Genomic DNA, 15,344 nt, shown 5'->3' with positions numbered 1-15,344 from the left:
CGCATGCCATCGAACGGCTGTGCTGCCTTTAGCGCTTGGAAGCCGCCTTCATAAAACGCGCGATTTTCTTGTCTGCCGGACGCAACGGGATGCATTTTTCTTCGAGCAAAGAGAGGAAACTCCGCTTGCCGGCAGCTTCGTCTGTAACTTCATATTCCAGCTCGTAATCTTCCACCCCTAAGTATTCCGAATGGTCCAGTACGAGAAGGCCGCCTTCGTAAGCAGCTTCTGCACGATGGGTCGTTAAAGAACCGATAAGCACCAATTCGGACGGGGACACCCCGAGCCGTTCGAGCTCAGCGGAAACTTCCGGGGCATCGAATCGCTCCAAGTCCAGGATGGCGGACGCCTGTTGTTCGTCCAAGCTATCGGTCGTTTCGTAATTTCCGGAAGCGGCCGGTGTTTTAAGTGTGCATTCAAAACGGCTGCCAATGCTGCGCAGGCGAAGGGCCGCCTTTTGGTCGCGCAGCTGGAAATCCGCTGTGTCGAAATAATGGTTGGTCTGGCTGATCGGGGAGGTATTTTGCTCCGCCAATAATTTGCTATACTCTTCTTTTGTCAGCATGTTCTTGAATTCAATTTCAAGTTCTTTTGTCATTTGTTCACCTCATTAATCGCGCTTTTGCAATACTGTTTCCTTTTCTATAGGAAAGAAGCGGCATTTCAAAAGCGCGGTGGGTCAACCGGCGAGGAGCGGGAATTTCATGCTCACGCCGATTGCTCTTGGAATAGCCGTTAATTTCATTATCGGATAGTTGGGTGCAATCTGCAACGCAGAGCATTGCTGTGGTAAAATAACGGTATGAAGAATCAGCCCTGTGCTGGGCTTAATGGATAGTGAAATGGGCAAAGCAGTGAGGAGGGCCAGACATGGGGCAATGGAATCGTTTTTTGGCGCCGTATAAACAGGCGGTCGACGAGATGAAAGTGAAATTTAAAGGCATGCGCAAGCAATTTGAAACGAATAACACAAATTCACCGATTGAGTTCGTTACCGGGCGCGTCAAGCCGCTGGCGAGCATTTATGACAAGACCTTGGAAAAAGGGCTATTATTTGAGCCGTCGGAAGAATTGGCCCGCAATTTGCAGGACATCGCCGGGTTGCGGATGATGTGCCAATTCGTTGGAGATATCGAAACCGTCGTGGAGCTATTGCGCCAGCGCAACGATTTGCGCATCGTTGAAGAAAAGGATTATATTTCGCATGAAAAGCAAAGCGGCTATCGTTCGTATCATGTCATCGTCGAGTATCCGGTACAAACCATCGACGGCGAGCAGCTGATCCTAGCGGAAATCCAGATCCGCACCTTGGCGATGAATTTCTGGGCGTCGATTGAGCATTCATTGAATTATAAGTATAAAGGCGTGTTCCCTGAGGAGATCAAACTCCGGCTGCAGCGTGCGGCGGAAGCGGCATTCCAGCTCGACGAGGAAATGACGCAGATTAGGGATGAAATCCAGGAAGCGCAAGCATATTTCAGCGAATACAAAGAATCTCCGGGAACACGATTTCCGGCGGATGCGGAAGGAGGTCGAAAGGATACATGAAATTTTATATCATATCGAGAAGTGATGATCTGTCCAATCGATTGATGAAAGAGGCCCGTGAATATCTAGAGGATTTCGGCATGGAATGGAACGAGGAATCCCCGCAGATCGTCTTATCGATCGGCGGGGACGGTACTTTGCTCCATGCATTCCATAAGTACAGCGACCGTTTGGATGCTGTCGCATTTGTTGGAATCCATACAGGCCACTTAGGGTTTTATGCGGACTGGAAGCCGATCGAGATCGAGAAGCTCGTCTTGGCAATCGCGAAAAAGGAATTTGAAGTCATTGAATATCCTTTATTGGAAGTGACGGTGCATTACCGAAGTGACCAGGAATCTTCCACTTATTTGGCTTTGAACGAATCGACCGTGAAATCCCCGGACGTCACGCTTGTGATGGATGTCTTCCTGAACGACAGCCATTTTGAACGGTTCCGCGGAGACGGCTTGTGCATGTCGACTCCTTCAGGAAGCACGGCGTATAATAAAGCGCTCGGCGGGGCGATCATCCATCCGTCTTTGCCGGCGATGCAATTGACCGAGATGGCTTCAATCAACAACCGGGTGTTCCGGACTGTCGGGTCACCGCTTGTGTTGCCGTCCCATCACCGCTGCACTTTACTTCCGGTGAAGGCGCCGGATTTCATGGTGACGATCGACCATCTTCAATTGCTGCATAAAGATGTCGAATCGATCGAGTATCGGGTGGCGAAAGAAAAAGTACGCTTCGCCCGTTTCCGTGCATTCCCGTTTTGGCGCCGCGTCCATGACTCATTCATCGACAGCGAACTGTCGGAGGATTGAAAATATGAAAGCATTTCAAGTTGAATTCACTGCAAAAAAGCGCGGCCTGTTACGGGAAGCGCTGCAAAATTATGGGATTTCCAAAAGGACCTTGGCTTCTGTGAAGTATAGCGGAGGCCATTTGCTGGTCAACGGTTCGGAAGTGACGGTCAGGCATCCGCTCGAAGTTGGGGATGCCGTGACCGTTATTTTTCCGATAGAAACACAGGGCAAAGGCTTGACCGCAGAAAACGGGCCGCTTGCCATCGTTTATGAAGACGACGCACTTTTAATTGTCGAAAAGCCGCCAAGGCAAAACACTATCCCGTCACGTGAACAGCCGTTCGGCAGTTTGGCGAATATTGTCGCCGGGCATTTCGAACGTCATGCAATCCCGTCTACATTGCATATTGCGACCCGCCTTGATAAAGACACATCGGGGCTAGTATGCATCGCCAAAAACCGCCATATCCATCATCTGCTCTCCGTACAGCAACAGGAAAAGCGGATGAACCGGCGCTATGAAGCGTTTGTGTACGGCGAAGTGGCTGCTGGAAGATCGGTAATCACCGCCCCAATCGCCCGGAAAGGCACCAGCATCATCGAACGTGAAGTAAGGGAAGACGGCAAATTTGCAGAGACTGAGATAGAGTTAATCCAGTCAATCGGCGGCATCAGCCATGTCCGGCTGAAATTGAATACTGGCAGGACACACCAGATCCGCGTCCATTTATCCCATATCGGGCATCCGCTGCTGGGGGATGATTTATACGGCGGCGGACGCGAGTTGATCGACAGGCAAGCGCTGCATTGTACGGAATTGCAGCTCGATCATCCTGTCTCCGGGGAGCGGCTGGTATTTACATCTGCGCTTGCCGGTGATATGCGTATACTGATTTAATTATAATGGTGGAAGCGTTCGGGTTGGTAAGCCTGTTTTGACGGCACTTGGCAAATCTCCATTTCTGGAAAACGCAGTGCGGTCAAGGTTCCGCCGAAGACGCAGCCTGTATCGATATTGACGGTGTTATTCTGGAAATGCGGCTTCCTGACCGGAGTATGGCCGTAAACGATCCACGGTTCGCCTTTATAGCGCTTCGCCCAATTGCCGCGCACTGGACGGCCATCGGAATGGTACCTGCCGGTGATTTCGCCGTATAGAGCGAATGTGATCATTTGACGGTTCAATGCCTGACCGATCATATCCTCTCGCAGGCCCGCATGGACGACAATCAACTCATCCCGCAGCTGGTGATAAAGGGGAAGAGCTTCATAAAACTGGAGATAGCGATCCTTGAACTTTTTCTGTTGTTGCTTTTCCAGTCCGCGCCATTCGGCAACGGTCATTTCCAAGCCGTGTAAGAGCTCAACGGGATTTCCCTTGAAAAAACGATAGAGTTTGTTGCAATGATTGCCAGGGGAATAATAAAGGATGCCCGCATCTTGCATCGCGAATAATAATTGCAACACCGCGAGGGATTCCGGGCCGCGGTCCATGGCGTCACCGACAAAAGCGAGATGGCGGCCTTCGGGATGAACAGGCAGGCCATTTTCGAAATGGTAGCCGAGTTGTTCGATCAATTCGATCAACTCATTGAAGCATCCGTGGATATCACCGATGACATCATATTTCATATTCTTCAGCTCCTAACTGCCAACTGGTGATTTCAGTGTAACGCATATCGGGAAAAAAGCTGAAACAATTGAAAGGAGGGAGTATACATGATGGGCGAAACGAAGATCCGTGACGAGGAACTGAACGAAGAATTGATGCATGAATTATTGCAAAAAGGGGATGTTGAAGCATTCCGAGAAGAATTTTTGTCCCACCATCCATACGACCAAGCAAGCTTTTATGAGAAAGCGAACGGGGAAACGAGGCATTTGCTCTATCAGTATCTCTCTCCGAAAGAAATGGCGGACATTTTTGAAGCCATTGAAGTGGACGATGACGAATACGAAGACCTGTTTAAGGAAATGGATGCTCGCTATGCTGCAGATATCCTGTCCTATATGTACACCGATGATGCAGTCGATGTACTCAATGAATTGAACAAAGACCAAGTCGCCAGCTATTTGACGATCATGGACAAGGAATCTGCCCAGCAGATCAAAGACTTGCTGCATTACGAAGAGTATACGGCGGGCTCCATCATGACGACGGAATTTGTCGCGATCCCGAAAAACTCGACGGTGCGTTCAGCGATGAACATCCTGCGCAATGCTGCACCCAACGCCGAAACGATCTATTACGTTTTTGTTATCGATGAAGACCGTAAACTGTCAGGCATCGTAACATTGCGTGATTTGATCGTTGCGGATGAGGACACCTTGATCGAATCGATCATGAACGATCGTGTCGTCAGTGTCCAGGTAAGCGAAGACCAGGAAGAAGTCGCACGCATGATCAAAGACTATGACTTTCTCGCATTGCCGGTAGTTGATTTCCAAGACCACCTGCTCGGCATCATCACAGTTGATGACATCATCGACGTGTTGGATGAAGAGGCGTCTGATGACTACTCCAAATTGGCTGCCGTATCCGATATGGATACCTTTGACCGTGGACCGCTGACAGCAGCGAAAAAACGCTTGCCGTGGCTCATCCTGCTGACTTTCCTTGGCATGCTGACAGCGAATTTGATGGGCATGTTCGAAGCGACGCTCGACCAGGTGGCGCTGCTCGCCGTGTTTATCCCGTTGATTGCCGGAATGGCGGGGAATAGCGGCACGCAGGCGCTCGCGGTTGCTGTACGCGGTATTGCGACGGGTGATATCGAAGAAGAAAGCAAGATGAAGCTTTTATTCCGCGAAGCAGGCACAGGCTTGATTACAGGTGTTATCTGCGGCATCGTAGTTGTAGGGCTCGTTTATTTTTGGAAGTCTGAACTGTTGATCGGGATGTTGGTCGGCACTGCGGTCGCCAGCTCGATTTTTGTCGCGACCTTGGCCGGCTCGTTTATCCCATTATTGATTCACCGGATGAAGATTGACCCTGCCGTCGCATCCGGGCCGTTCATCACGACTTTGAACGATATCATTTCCATCCTTATTTATTTGGGCTTGGCGACGACCTTCCTGACGAATTTATAAGACGGTAAATGACTAAATGAAGCAAGTTCCCGGAAAGTGCAATTGCACTTTCTTTTTTTATGGGGTAATATTAGTACCAGGTAATAATATTAGGAGGTATATATATGTCGATTTCATTAAAAGATAAAACATACGTCATCATGGGTGTCGCCAATAAGCGCAGCATCGCATGGGGAATCGCGCGTTCGTTGGATGCGGCTGGAGCGAACTTGATCTTTACATATGCAGGGGAGCGCTTTGAAAAGTCGGTGCGTGATTTGGTCGCGACACTCGATGGCAATCATGAGCAGATCTTGCCATGTGATGTGACCAGTGACGAGGACGTAGAGAAATGCTTCAATACGATCAAAGAAAGCGCTGGAAAAATCGACGGGCTGGCACATTGCATCGCATTCGCGAAAACCGAAGAATTGTCAGGCGACTTTTCGGATACATCGCGCGATGGTTTTTTGCTTGCGCATAACATCAGCTCGTACTCATTGACAATCGTTTCGAAATATGCAAAACCGTTGATGACAGAAGGCGGAAGCATCGTAGCGCTGACTTACATCGGCGGAGAGCGCGTCATGCCGAACTATAATGTCATGGGCGTTGCCAAAGCATCGCTTGAAATGTCTGTCCGTTATTTGGCAGCGGATCTTGGCAAGCACGATATCCGCGTCAATGCGATTTCATCAGGCCCAATCCGCACATTGTCTTCTAAAGGCGTCAGCGACTTTAACTCGATTTTGCGTGAAATCGAAGAGAAAGCACCGCTTCGCCGCAACACGACGCCTGAAGAAGTCGGCGACACGGCCGTCTTCTTGTTCAGCAATATGTCCCGCGGCATCACGGGCGAAGTCTTGCACGTCGACAGCGGCTATCACGTCTTATAAAACGCATGAAAAAAACCTTCCGGAGTTTTCCGGAAGGTTTTTTATTATAGGGTTTTTTCCATTTGTCGGTGGGGAATGCCGGCGTCCATGAATTCGGGAGAGACCACATCATAGCCAAGCCGTTCGTAAAACGGGATGGCATGGCTCTGGGAATTGAGTTGCAAGCGGAAATAGCCAATCGAGCGGGCATATTCCTCCAGCTGTTCCATCATCTCCGCCCCGAAGTGATGTCCGCGGTATTCAGGCAATACGCAAACGCGTTCGACTTTGCCGACGCCTTGTTCGTATTCGCGGATCCGGGCAGCGGCAATCGGCTGTTCGAGTTCATATCCGATAAAATGAGTGGCGCTGTCGTCATGTTCATCCATTTCCACATGAAGTGCGACGCCTTGCTCATCGACGAAAACTTTCCGGCGGATCTCAAAAGCCTGTTCTTTTTCGAGTTCGGTTTCAACGATTTTCACTTTCTGCAATTAAGCTTCATCTCCTGACAACCGGAATGTGTCGTATACAGTCCACGATCCATCTTCCAATTGGTAGAGCAAGTGGACGCGGTCGATCGTCTCTTCGTGGTCGATGCCAGCCATTTTCAATTGGCCGTACACATCAGCATGCTCCGAATCTGAAAGTTTCTGTGCAATGGTGATGTGGGGCACAAAAGGATGATCCGGCATGCCGCCTAGAAAATCGGAGTGGAGGTCTTCGTGAAGATCCATCAGCTCTTTTGAAGGCTCGATCTTGAAGTACAAAGCGTTCGTCACCGGGGTGAACGTGCTGACGCGCGTCGCATGGATGCGGAAAGGCTTTTGGCGTTTGGCGATATTGCCGAGCTCCTCCGCCATTGCTTTGACTTCAGAGTCATCCGCTTCGAAAGGCCCTTTCAATGTAATATGGGGCGTGATCAACTCGTAATGCGGGTCATAGCGTTTCCGGTAGGAATTCGCCAAGTCTTGTAGTTTTTTTGATGGAAATGCTGCAATACCATATTTCATAATCAATAGACCTCCTCATCTAATAAATGATCTTCTCTTCAATTATATCAAATTGTTCGCTTTGTTTCCTTAAGGCCTACATGCCGAAATTCATCAACAGCGCCCTCTTCAGGTCCGGCTGCCAGTATTTCCATGTATGGTCTCCTTTGAATTCTTCGTAAAAGAGCGAAAACCCTTTATTTTTCATCAACTCATTCAACTCGCGGTTCGGCGTGAGAAAGTCGGCGGTTTCCCCGTTGGTCAACTTGACTTCGGTTTCTTCCGAGCCGATGACATGGTAGACCGTGAATGAATTGTTCATCGGAAACTTCTCGACGGCTTCCATCATTTCCGGCCCGACTTTTGGCGACTGGAGAATGACGCGCCCGAAAATATTCGGGTATTTAAGTGCGGCCATCAAGGAAGCGGTGGCTGCGAGTGAATCGCCAATCAATGTCCGGCCCATGCCCACTTGGTAGGTCGGGTATTTTTCGTCTAGATAAGGTGCCAGCTCATGGGCCAGGAAACGCAAGTATGCGCCATGCTGTTCGCCGGTCGGTTCGTATTTCCGGTTGCGGTCTTCTACGCTTTTATAGGGAATGCCGACGAAGATGATGTTTTCGATCTCCTGGTTTTCAAGTAATTCGTCGACGACCCGTGGAACACGGCCAAGCTGGAAATAATCCTTGCCATCCGATGCAATGACGAGGCTGTATTTATAGAGGGGAGAATAATTTGCGGGCAGGTGGACGAGCACCTGCATGTCTTCCCCAAGAGCATCGCTATAAAGCGTGAAATCTTCTACGCTTCCTTTGTTCATGATGTTGCCTCCTTCTAATTCTATTGTACAAAAATTGTAACATATTCCACTATGCAAGGTATAATGGACAGGAAGACAAATCCAAATAGAGAGAGGGGATGGCAACATGGATGGAGGACATTTCCGTGTGCATTCAGAAGAAGTGAATAAAGCGACGCATGAAGCTTTGGAAAGAAGAGGCGTCACGAAAGAAGATATCGCGAAAATCGTGTTGGAAATGCAGTTGCCTTTTAATGAAGGGTTGACATTGGCCCATTGCATCGAGTCGGTCGAAAGCGTCTTGCGCAAACGGGAAATGCAGCATGCCCTGTTGGTTGGCATTGAACTCGATGAACTGGCTGAACAAGGGAAGTTATCCCAACCGCTTCAGCAGATCGTCGGTTCGGATGAAGGCTTGTTCGGAGTCGATGAAATGATCGGCCTCGGAGCAGTGCTCACGTACGGCAGCATCGCCGTGACGACGTTTGGCCATTTGGACAAAAACAAGACCGGCATCATCCATAAACTCGATACGAAATACGGCGAGCATGTCCACACCTTCCTCGACGATCTTGTAGCAAGCATCGCGGCGTGTGCCTCGGCCCGCATCGCACACCGCACGCGCGATTTGGAAGAGGAAGGCAGAAGCTTCGAAGACCTGACTCCTGAAGAGACGACGCCGGAAACTCATGTGCCTGGAGCAGAAATATAAAAAAGGGTTTTATTGCCAGAAATTTGGTTTGAAACCGATTCCATTTGAAAAAAATAAATTGACAGATGGACAGAAAGTCATGGTATTATGAAGGATGAAAGAAACTATAGATAAAGGGAGGCCGATTTATGTTAAACAAAAAGTTTGGATTCTACGCGACTGTCGCTTTGGCCGGATCCGTATTCCTAGCAGGCTGTGGAGACGATGCAGCAAATGAAGGAGAAGGCGGCGGAGCAGCTGAGCCGGAATTCATCAGTGTATTGACTGGTGGAACAACGGGAACTTACTACCCGCTTGGTGGAGCAATGGCGACGATCATCGAGAATGAGACAGGCATCGATACGACTGCCGAAGTGTCCCAAGCATCTGCAGCCAATATGACATCACTTGCTGATGGCACGGGCGAAATCGCTTTTGTGCAGACAGACACGGCTTTCTACGCATCTGAAGGTTCGAACATGTTCGAAGGGGAAGTCATCGACAGCGTGTCCGCAATCGGGGCTCTTTATCCGGAAACGATCCAGATCGTAACGACTGAAGGATCTGGCATCACTGCATTTGAAGATTTGGCAGGAAAATCGGTATCCGTCGGGGCACCTGGCTCTGGTACGTATATCAACGCTGAGCAATTGCTTGAAATCCACGGCATGACGATGGATGACATCGACGCGCAGAACTTGGACTTTGGCGAATCTCAGGAAAGCTTGCAATCCGGACAGATCGATGCAGCATTCATCACAGCCGGAACGCCGACTGGCGCAGTTGAAAGCTTGAGTGCAACTGCCGATGTCAACATCGTTCCTGTCGCAGCTGATAAAGCAGCTGAATTGATCGAGAAATACCCATATTATGCAGAGGATGTAGTACCATCCGGCACTTATGGATTGACTGAAGAAGTTCCGACGGTTTCCGTTCTTGCGATGCTTGTTGTACAGAACGACATCTCCGAAGACACAGTCTACGATATTACAAAAGCGATTTATGAAAACACAGATCAAATCCAACACGCCAAAGCTGAGTTCATCAAAGCCGAAACAGCTCTTGATGGAATCGGGATCGATATCCATCCTGGCGCACAGCGTTACTTCGATGAAGTAAACCAATAAGAACTGATCAAAATAACTGACGATAAAGCGCAAGCTTTATCGTCGTTATTTATTTTTTGTCGCTAGGGGGATTATCTTGCGGAATAAAAGAATTCTCAAAATCCTTCTTATATTTACCATCCTCATCCTTATCTGCTCCGCACTTTTCTTCATCCCATACAAGAAACACTTCGTCTTCATCGAATCGGAAACAAACGAGATCACAGCGCATGTTCCCGTTATAGAAGACCGCTTCAAGATCCGCTATACCCATTCGATCCATCTATCGGATGTGATTGAAAGTTACCGCCTTGATGATGAGGGGAATTTGGTGATGACGGAACTTGAGTACGAAGATTTCAATATCGGCATGCCGTCGAATGCAGGAGAAGGGGAGCGCTTTGTCGAAAAAGACGGGAAATACTTTATTGAGGATATGAAGCGGAAGCTGCCCGAATTCCGATTGCTAGTCGGGGACGTGGACGCGGAACTCGTTTTCCTATTCGCAGGAAAAGAACTCGATTTGAAGAAGAGTTTGGAAAGAGGCAAGATCTACACATTCCGTGCCCAACGCCTTTCCATTTATCAGCAATTAGAAGGAGTGAACATCTATGAGTGATAAACTATCGCCAGAAGAAAGAGAAGAGAGAAAGCTTCCGCCTGAAGACGAAAGCTATATCTCGGAGGAGAAGCAAAAAGAGATTCTCCAGAAGTACGATCCAGAGTCGAATACCCGTGATTTGTCAGGCATCATCAAACATGTCGTGTTTTTCGGGCTTTTGGCATTTTCCTTGTTTCAGCTATACACAGCCATTTTCGGCCAATACACAGCGTATATCCAGCGTTCTGTCCACTTAGGATTCGCTCTGTCGCTGATTTTCATCCTATTCCCGATGCGCCGCCGGAAAGGGGCGCGCCATAAGGTGGCCTGGTATGATTACATACTTGCCCTATCGTCTATTGGGATCGGTGCTTATTGGCCGATCATGTATGACGACTTGGTGTTCCGCATCGGGCGCGTTACCGAACTGGATCTGATAGTCGGGATTTTAGCCGTCATCCTGACGCTTGAAGCAACGCGCCGGGCTGTCGGTATGCCGATTACGGTTATCGGTGCGCTATTTTTGACCTACGGTTTCTTCGGCCCTTATTTCCCGGGATTCATGAGGCACCGGGGGCAGGACCTGGAATCCTTGATCCAATTGATGTTCTATACGACGGACGGGATTCTCGGTACCCCGATCGGCGTTTCCGCAACGTTCATCTTTACGTTCCTATTATTCGGTTCCTTCCTGGTTAAAACAGGAGTGGGCCAGTATTTCAATGATCTCGCTGTATCGCTGGCCGGAAATTTGACCGGCGGACCGGCAAAAGTAGCGATTTTCTCCTCTGCCCTGCAAGGGACTATTTCGGGGAGTTCGGTCGCGAACGTCGTAACATCTGGGTCTTACACGATTCCGATGATGAAAAAGCTCGGATATAAGAAAGAATTTGCTGGCGGCGTTGAGGCAGCGGCTTCGACAGGCGGTCAGTTAATGCCACCGATTATGGGGGCCGCAGCGTTCCTGATGGTCGAATTCATTGGCGGTGTCACCTATTGGGAAATCGCCAAAGCGGCAGCCATCCCGGCGCTTCTTTACTTTACGGGCGTTTGGATCATGACGCATTTTGAAGCGAAACGCATCGGCTTGAAAGGCCTGTCGCCGGAAGAAATGCCCGATCGCAAAGAAGTATTGAAAAAAATCTACCTATTGACGCCGATTCTTGCAATCATCGTGTTCTTGTTAATCGGAATTCCGACGATGCAAGCGGCTTTATACGGTATTTTGTTGACGATCTTCGTCAGTGCCTTCAATAAAGAAACACGTCTTGGCTTTAAAGACATCATCCATGCACTTGTGGATGGTGCGAGAACTGCACTTGCTGTCGCAGCAGCGACAGCAACAGCAGGGATCATCGTCGGGGTGGTCGTAAAAACCGGCCTGGGCTTGTCCTTGGCAAACGGGCTCGTTTCCGCATCCGGCGGGAACGTCCTCTTGACATTGTTCTTCACCATGCTTGCAGCAATCGTGCTTGGTATGGGATCGCCGACAACGGCTAACTATGTCATCACGTCCACCATTGCCGCTCCTGCCATCATTACTTTGCTGATGGTCGACGAGCCGGCTGGCGCAGCTGTTCCGATCGTCGTTGCATTGTCTGCGCATTTGTTCGTCTTTTATTTCGGAATCATTGCAGATATCACACCGCCGGTCGCGCTTGCTGCGTTCGCAGCTTCCGGGATTTCCGGCGGGGAGCCAATACGGACCGGGTTTAATGCGGCGAAACTTGCTATTGCGGCATTCATCATTCCGTATATGTTCGTCTTGTCTCCAGAACTGTTGATGATCGATACGACCTGGACGCAATTGATCTGGGTGTTGATCACCGCGATCACTGGTATGATCGCTATCGGGGCCGGTTTGATCGGCTATTGGTACCGCAAGCTCAATTGGCTTGAGCGGATTATCACGTTTGTCACAGGGATCGCCTTGATCTATCCGGAAGGTTTCACAGATCTCATCGGGGCAGCTGTCTTTGTCGTCTTGTTCGTAATTCAATGGATGTCGAGAGACAAAAAGACAAGTAAAGCTCAAACTGCATAGAAAAAAAGATGGAAGCCCGCGGGCTTCCATCTTTTTTTGTTTGCAACAATAATATTAAAAAACCACCAGCCGGAAAACCGGCTGGTGGTTTGTGCAGCGCGTAGCATGCATATGATGATTCCTACTGGGCTCGAACCAGCGACCTCTACCCTGTCAAGGTAGCGCTCTCCCAGCTGAGCTAAGGAATCGCAATCTCAAGGACATTTATTATTATATATGCCAGTTTGAAAAAAGACAATAGTTTTTGTAAAAAAACTTTCAGCTTTTTAAAACCGGCATTATTGTTTAGCTTTCCAAGAACAAGCTCCATTCGATTGTCGTGCGGTTGCCGATCACAGACCAGCATTCCAATGCAGCACCTGTCCCTTCCAGCGGATTGAACTCCAGCGCTAACCTGGCAAACACCGGGCCCCAAAACGGAGCGGGAACATTGTCGATGAGTGGAATGTGCGGCTGCCACTGTGCATCAGCGCCATTCGGAAATTCATGTGTTGCCAATTTCAGCGAGCTGTAAAGTTCATTTAGTGTTTCATTCGGAAGGACCTGCAGATAAAATCGGGCACCTTCTTTAGAAAATCCGATCTCGCTGGCATGAAAAGAAGGGGCCTCGATTTTTTTTGCAATCGGTTCCAGTGCTGCCTTCAAATGAAGTGGGTCAGTATTTTCATAAGCCAGCAGCGGGACATGCGGCAGTTGCAACGCCAGTTTGGAATTCGGCTGGCGGAGCTGTTTTTGAAGACTTTCAATCATTTTAGAGCTGCGGTAATCAAGGCGCAGGGCAAGCAATTGCATCGTATTCCTCCTCTGGTTACTGGCCGGAACTGCGGAAACCAGCATCTTTTGCTTGCTGCTCTGTACAGAACCATTGTTCGGGATTGGTTTCTTCATATGAAGGGGAGCCCGGCAAGTGATAGATTTTATCGCTACTCCGGTTAATATTGCCTTTGATGCGGCAGTCTCCATCGATATCCGGGGCGTCAGTTTCAGTTTGCTGGTAAGCATCCTCATTGAATCCGCGGTCCGTTGAATAATTTTCATATTCCCATATACCGATTTCGGCATCTTTCGCTTCAGATTCGGCAGTACGGAATTCATCGACATAGCGAGTGTTCGGCGGGAAGACATAGGCGACGCGAGCGAAGCCTTCTTCAAGTAACTGTTCTTGTACGCTTTCCCCATCAGCGTAAAAATACGCGAGCAGGCGGTCATAGTCGTCGAAACGGTCGCCGACATCGAATTCGATTTCGATTTGCTGTGCCTGTTCGATCAGTTCGCGGTTGCGCTCGGTCGCTTCTGGGCCGAGTGGCTGCTCGCCGAACCTCGGGTGATTCGTTTCCGGCGTGTCGACCAACAAATAACGGACCGTGGTCTCTTTGCCGTCATAGATGATTTTCACCGTGTCCCCGTCGATGACCTCAGTGACTTCCACAGCCGTCCTGTCAGTGGAGCTTCCGGTATCGGTAGCTCCAAGTAGATTGCATCCAGACAACAACAGCAGGCTGATCAATAATAAGATGAATGATTTCATGGCAACCCCTGCTTTCTATCTCGAATTATAACGAAAACAACTGCAGCCGACAATAAAACTTCCGGATTCCATGAAAAAGCGCTTGCTCCGCATGAGGCCGGATCAAGCGCTGCTATGTACTTGCGAAATAGTTGAACATCTTTATTGCTCTAAAGTGTTTGCTGCATCCTCAAAGTATAAAAGGCTGTCCTCGTTGATTGTTTCGAGTCTTTCTTTGTCGACGCCCATTTCCAATGTTCCCGTAAAGATCGGCTCCCACCAGTTTTTCTGTTCATTCATGATGATTCCTCCTAGTTTTCCGAATGTAATTGTTTGACTATTCTATACCCCGGAAGGTTACACTTATAAACAATGAAACTCAAAAAGGGGCGATGGTTTTGATAGCGATTGGAATTATTGGTGCCGGCATTGTCGGGGAGCGCATCATTAAGCAAATTTTACAAGACGATGCCGCGCAGGTCGAAGCGGTTTATGACACGGACAGGAATCGTCTAAACTATATTAAAGAACAATACGATGTAGCCGTCACCAATTCCTTGGACAAACTGTTTCAGGCTGATATTGATTGGGTGTACATCGGCACGCCCCCAAACAGCCATGCAGAGCTTGCAGAAACTGCAGCAAGAAGGGGCCTGCATGTATTATGCGAAAAGCCGCTTGCCCATGACGCACAGGCAGCGCAGGCCATGGCGGAGTCCGCGACGAATAACCGAATCCACACCGCTATGCATTTTCCATTGATGTATTCGCCGATCGTCCGCGATATGGCGATGCGCATCAAAAGCGGAGACATCGGAAAAGTCCGCCGCATTGAGTTGCATACCGTATTTCCTGAATGGCCGCGTGCGTGGCAGCAAAATCCATGGATTGCCACGAGGGACCAGGGAGGATTTGTGCGGGAAGTCTTTCCTCATTACTTGCAATTAATGCATCGCTTGTTCGGCACATTGGAGATTGCCGCCCACCAAGTGGATTTTCCGGAAGACACCGAAAAATGCGAAACCGGGGTCATCGCCTACGGCAAGACGCAGCAAGGTTCACCTTTTCTGTTGTCCGGCATGAGCGGGGCAGGGCAGAATGAGTTGCTGCAATTTAAAGTGTACGGCGAAGACGGGGTGCTGACGCTTGAAAATTGGTCGCGTTTGTACCTCGAAGAGCGGGGGAAAACACGTGTAGAAGTGCAAACCGAAAAAACAGTGCATTCCCTATTCGATGAAATGAAAGAGCAATCAACGTTCCTCGTCGGCTTTGACGAAGGACTGGTTGTCCAGCGTTATATTGACCAATTATTGCAATGACCCAC

Annotated in this window: 18 protein-coding genes and 1 tRNA gene; 10 read left to right on the top strand and 9 right to left on the bottom strand. The window is 49.2% G+C overall.

The genetic code is table 11. The features are described 5' to 3' along the window. Positions 1-28: 28 nt before the first annotated feature. Positions 29-598 carry a CYTH domain-containing protein gene (locus tag M1Q06_RS11095; protein ID WP_434399603.1) on the bottom strand — a complete coding sequence of 190 codons (570 nt, stop codon included), beginning with the start codon at positions 596-598 and terminating at the stop codon, positions 29-31. A gap of 272 nt (positions 599-870) precedes the next feature. Here M1Q06_RS11095 and M1Q06_RS11090 point away from each other — a divergent pair, with 272 nt between their 5' ends. From M1Q06_RS11090 to M1Q06_RS11080, 3 genes are read left to right on the top strand one after another with little or no spacing between them, the layout of a single operon-like run. Next, positions 871-1,548: a GTP pyrophosphokinase gene (locus tag M1Q06_RS11090; protein WP_058383404.1), complete on the top strand. Its 678-nt coding sequence runs from the start codon at positions 871-873 to the stop codon at positions 1,546-1,548. After that, a complete protein-coding gene (locus M1Q06_RS11085; RefSeq protein ID WP_121297855.1) occupies positions 1,545-2,354 on the top strand; it encodes an NAD kinase in 810 nt (269 codons plus the stop codon). Before M1Q06_RS11090 ends, M1Q06_RS11085 begins: the two co-directional genes overlap by 4 nt. A 4-nt stretch (positions 2,355-2,358) precedes the next feature. After that, complete coding sequence (locus tag M1Q06_RS11080) at positions 2,359-3,234, top strand: RluA family pseudouridine synthase (protein ID WP_434399602.1); 876 nt, start codon at positions 2,359-2,361, stop codon at positions 3,232-3,234. Here M1Q06_RS11080 and prpE read toward each other — a convergent pair. Continuing rightward, complete coding sequence (prpE, locus tag M1Q06_RS11075; RefSeq protein WP_121297853.1) at positions 3,231-3,968, bottom strand: bis(5'-nucleosyl)-tetraphosphatase PrpE; 738 nt, start codon at positions 3,966-3,968, stop codon at positions 3,231-3,233. The genes M1Q06_RS11080 and prpE overlap by 4 nt on opposite strands. A gap of 87 nt (positions 3,969-4,055) precedes the next feature. Between prpE and mgtE the strand changes: the two genes are divergently transcribed. After that, a complete protein-coding gene (gene mgtE / locus M1Q06_RS11070; RefSeq protein WP_434399601.1) occupies positions 4,056-5,426 on the top strand; it encodes a magnesium transporter in 1,371 nt (456 codons plus the stop codon). A 104-nt stretch (positions 5,427-5,530) separates the two neighbouring features. Next, complete coding sequence (gene fabI, locus M1Q06_RS11065; RefSeq protein WP_058383409.1) at positions 5,531-6,301, top strand: enoyl-ACP reductase FabI; 771 nt, start codon at positions 5,531-5,533, stop codon at positions 6,299-6,301. Positions 6,302-6,345: 44 nt separating this feature from the next. Here the strand turns inward: fabI and M1Q06_RS11060 are convergent, their stop codons facing one another. The 3 genes from M1Q06_RS11060 to M1Q06_RS11050 form a co-directional block, all read right to left on the bottom strand. Further along, positions 6,346-6,774, bottom strand: coding sequence for a GNAT family N-acetyltransferase (locus tag M1Q06_RS11060; RefSeq protein ID WP_058383410.1), 429 nt, complete (start codon positions 6,772-6,774; stop codon positions 6,346-6,348). Then, positions 6,775-7,293: a YjcG family protein gene (locus M1Q06_RS11055; RefSeq protein WP_058383411.1), complete on the bottom strand. Its 519-nt coding sequence runs from the start codon at positions 7,291-7,293 to the stop codon at positions 6,775-6,777. A 76-nt stretch (positions 7,294-7,369) separates the two neighbouring features. Next, entirely contained in the window at positions 7,370-8,092 is a 723-nt protein-coding gene (locus M1Q06_RS11050; RefSeq protein WP_121297851.1) for an alpha/beta hydrolase, read from the bottom strand. Positions 8,093-8,198: 106 nt separating this feature from the next. Here M1Q06_RS11050 and M1Q06_RS11045 point away from each other — a divergent pair, with 106 nt between their 5' ends. The 4 genes from M1Q06_RS11045 (at position 8,199) to M1Q06_RS11030 (ending at position 12,513) form a co-directional block, all read left to right on the top strand. After that, positions 8,199-8,783, top strand: a complete 585-nt coding sequence (locus M1Q06_RS11045; RefSeq protein ID WP_434399600.1) for a phosphatidylglycerophosphatase A family protein — start codon at positions 8,199-8,201, stop codon at positions 8,781-8,783. A 128-nt stretch (positions 8,784-8,911) separates the two neighbouring features. Further along, positions 8,912-9,889 carry a TAXI family TRAP transporter solute-binding subunit gene (locus M1Q06_RS11040; protein WP_434399599.1) on the top strand — a complete coding sequence of 326 codons (978 nt, stop codon included), beginning with the start codon at positions 8,912-8,914 and terminating at the stop codon, positions 9,887-9,889. Positions 9,890-9,965: 76 nt separating this feature from the next. After that, a complete protein-coding gene (locus tag M1Q06_RS11035) occupies positions 9,966-10,487 on the top strand; it encodes a DUF1850 domain-containing protein (RefSeq protein ID WP_112231189.1) in 522 nt (173 codons plus the stop codon). Next, a complete protein-coding gene (locus M1Q06_RS11030) occupies positions 10,480-12,513 on the top strand; it encodes a TRAP transporter permease (RefSeq protein ID WP_434399598.1) in 2,034 nt (677 codons plus the stop codon). The genes M1Q06_RS11035 and M1Q06_RS11030 overlap by 8 nt, the downstream gene beginning before the upstream one ends. Before the next feature lie 115 nt (positions 12,514-12,628). Here M1Q06_RS11030 and M1Q06_RS11025 read toward each other — a convergent pair. The 4 genes from M1Q06_RS11025 to M1Q06_RS11010 form a co-directional block, all read right to left on the bottom strand. Beyond that, positions 12,629-12,701, bottom strand: a tRNA-Val gene (locus tag M1Q06_RS11025). A 97-nt stretch (positions 12,702-12,798) separates the two neighbouring features. Further along, entirely contained in the window at positions 12,799-13,305 is a 507-nt protein-coding gene (locus tag M1Q06_RS11020; RefSeq protein ID WP_434399597.1) for a hypothetical protein, read from the bottom strand. 16 nt (positions 13,306-13,321) lie between these two features. Continuing rightward, entirely contained in the window at positions 13,322-14,041 is a 720-nt protein-coding gene (locus tag M1Q06_RS11015) for a thermonuclease family protein (RefSeq protein WP_434399596.1), read from the bottom strand. Positions 14,042-14,182: 141 nt separating this feature from the next. Beyond that, positions 14,183-14,320 (bottom strand): hypothetical protein, encoded by a 138-nt coding sequence (locus M1Q06_RS11010; RefSeq protein ID WP_167456511.1) that lies wholly within the window; start codon positions 14,318-14,320, stop codon positions 14,183-14,185. Between the two features lie 98 nt (positions 14,321-14,418). On the opposite strand from M1Q06_RS11010, the gene M1Q06_RS11005 reads away from it, so the two are divergent. Continuing rightward, positions 14,419-15,339, top strand: a complete 921-nt coding sequence (locus M1Q06_RS11005) for a Gfo/Idh/MocA family protein (RefSeq protein ID WP_434399595.1) — start codon at positions 14,419-14,421, stop codon at positions 15,337-15,339. Positions 15,340-15,344: the final 5 nt, after the last annotated feature.

The sequence above is a fragment of the Planococcus sp. 11815 genome, assembly GCF_051096385.1.
Lineage (GTDB): Bacteria > Bacillota > Bacilli > Bacillales_A > Planococcaceae > Planococcus > Planococcus citreus.
Note: the sequence above shows the minus strand (reverse complement) of the source record. Positions and strands in the feature narration are given on the sequence as shown.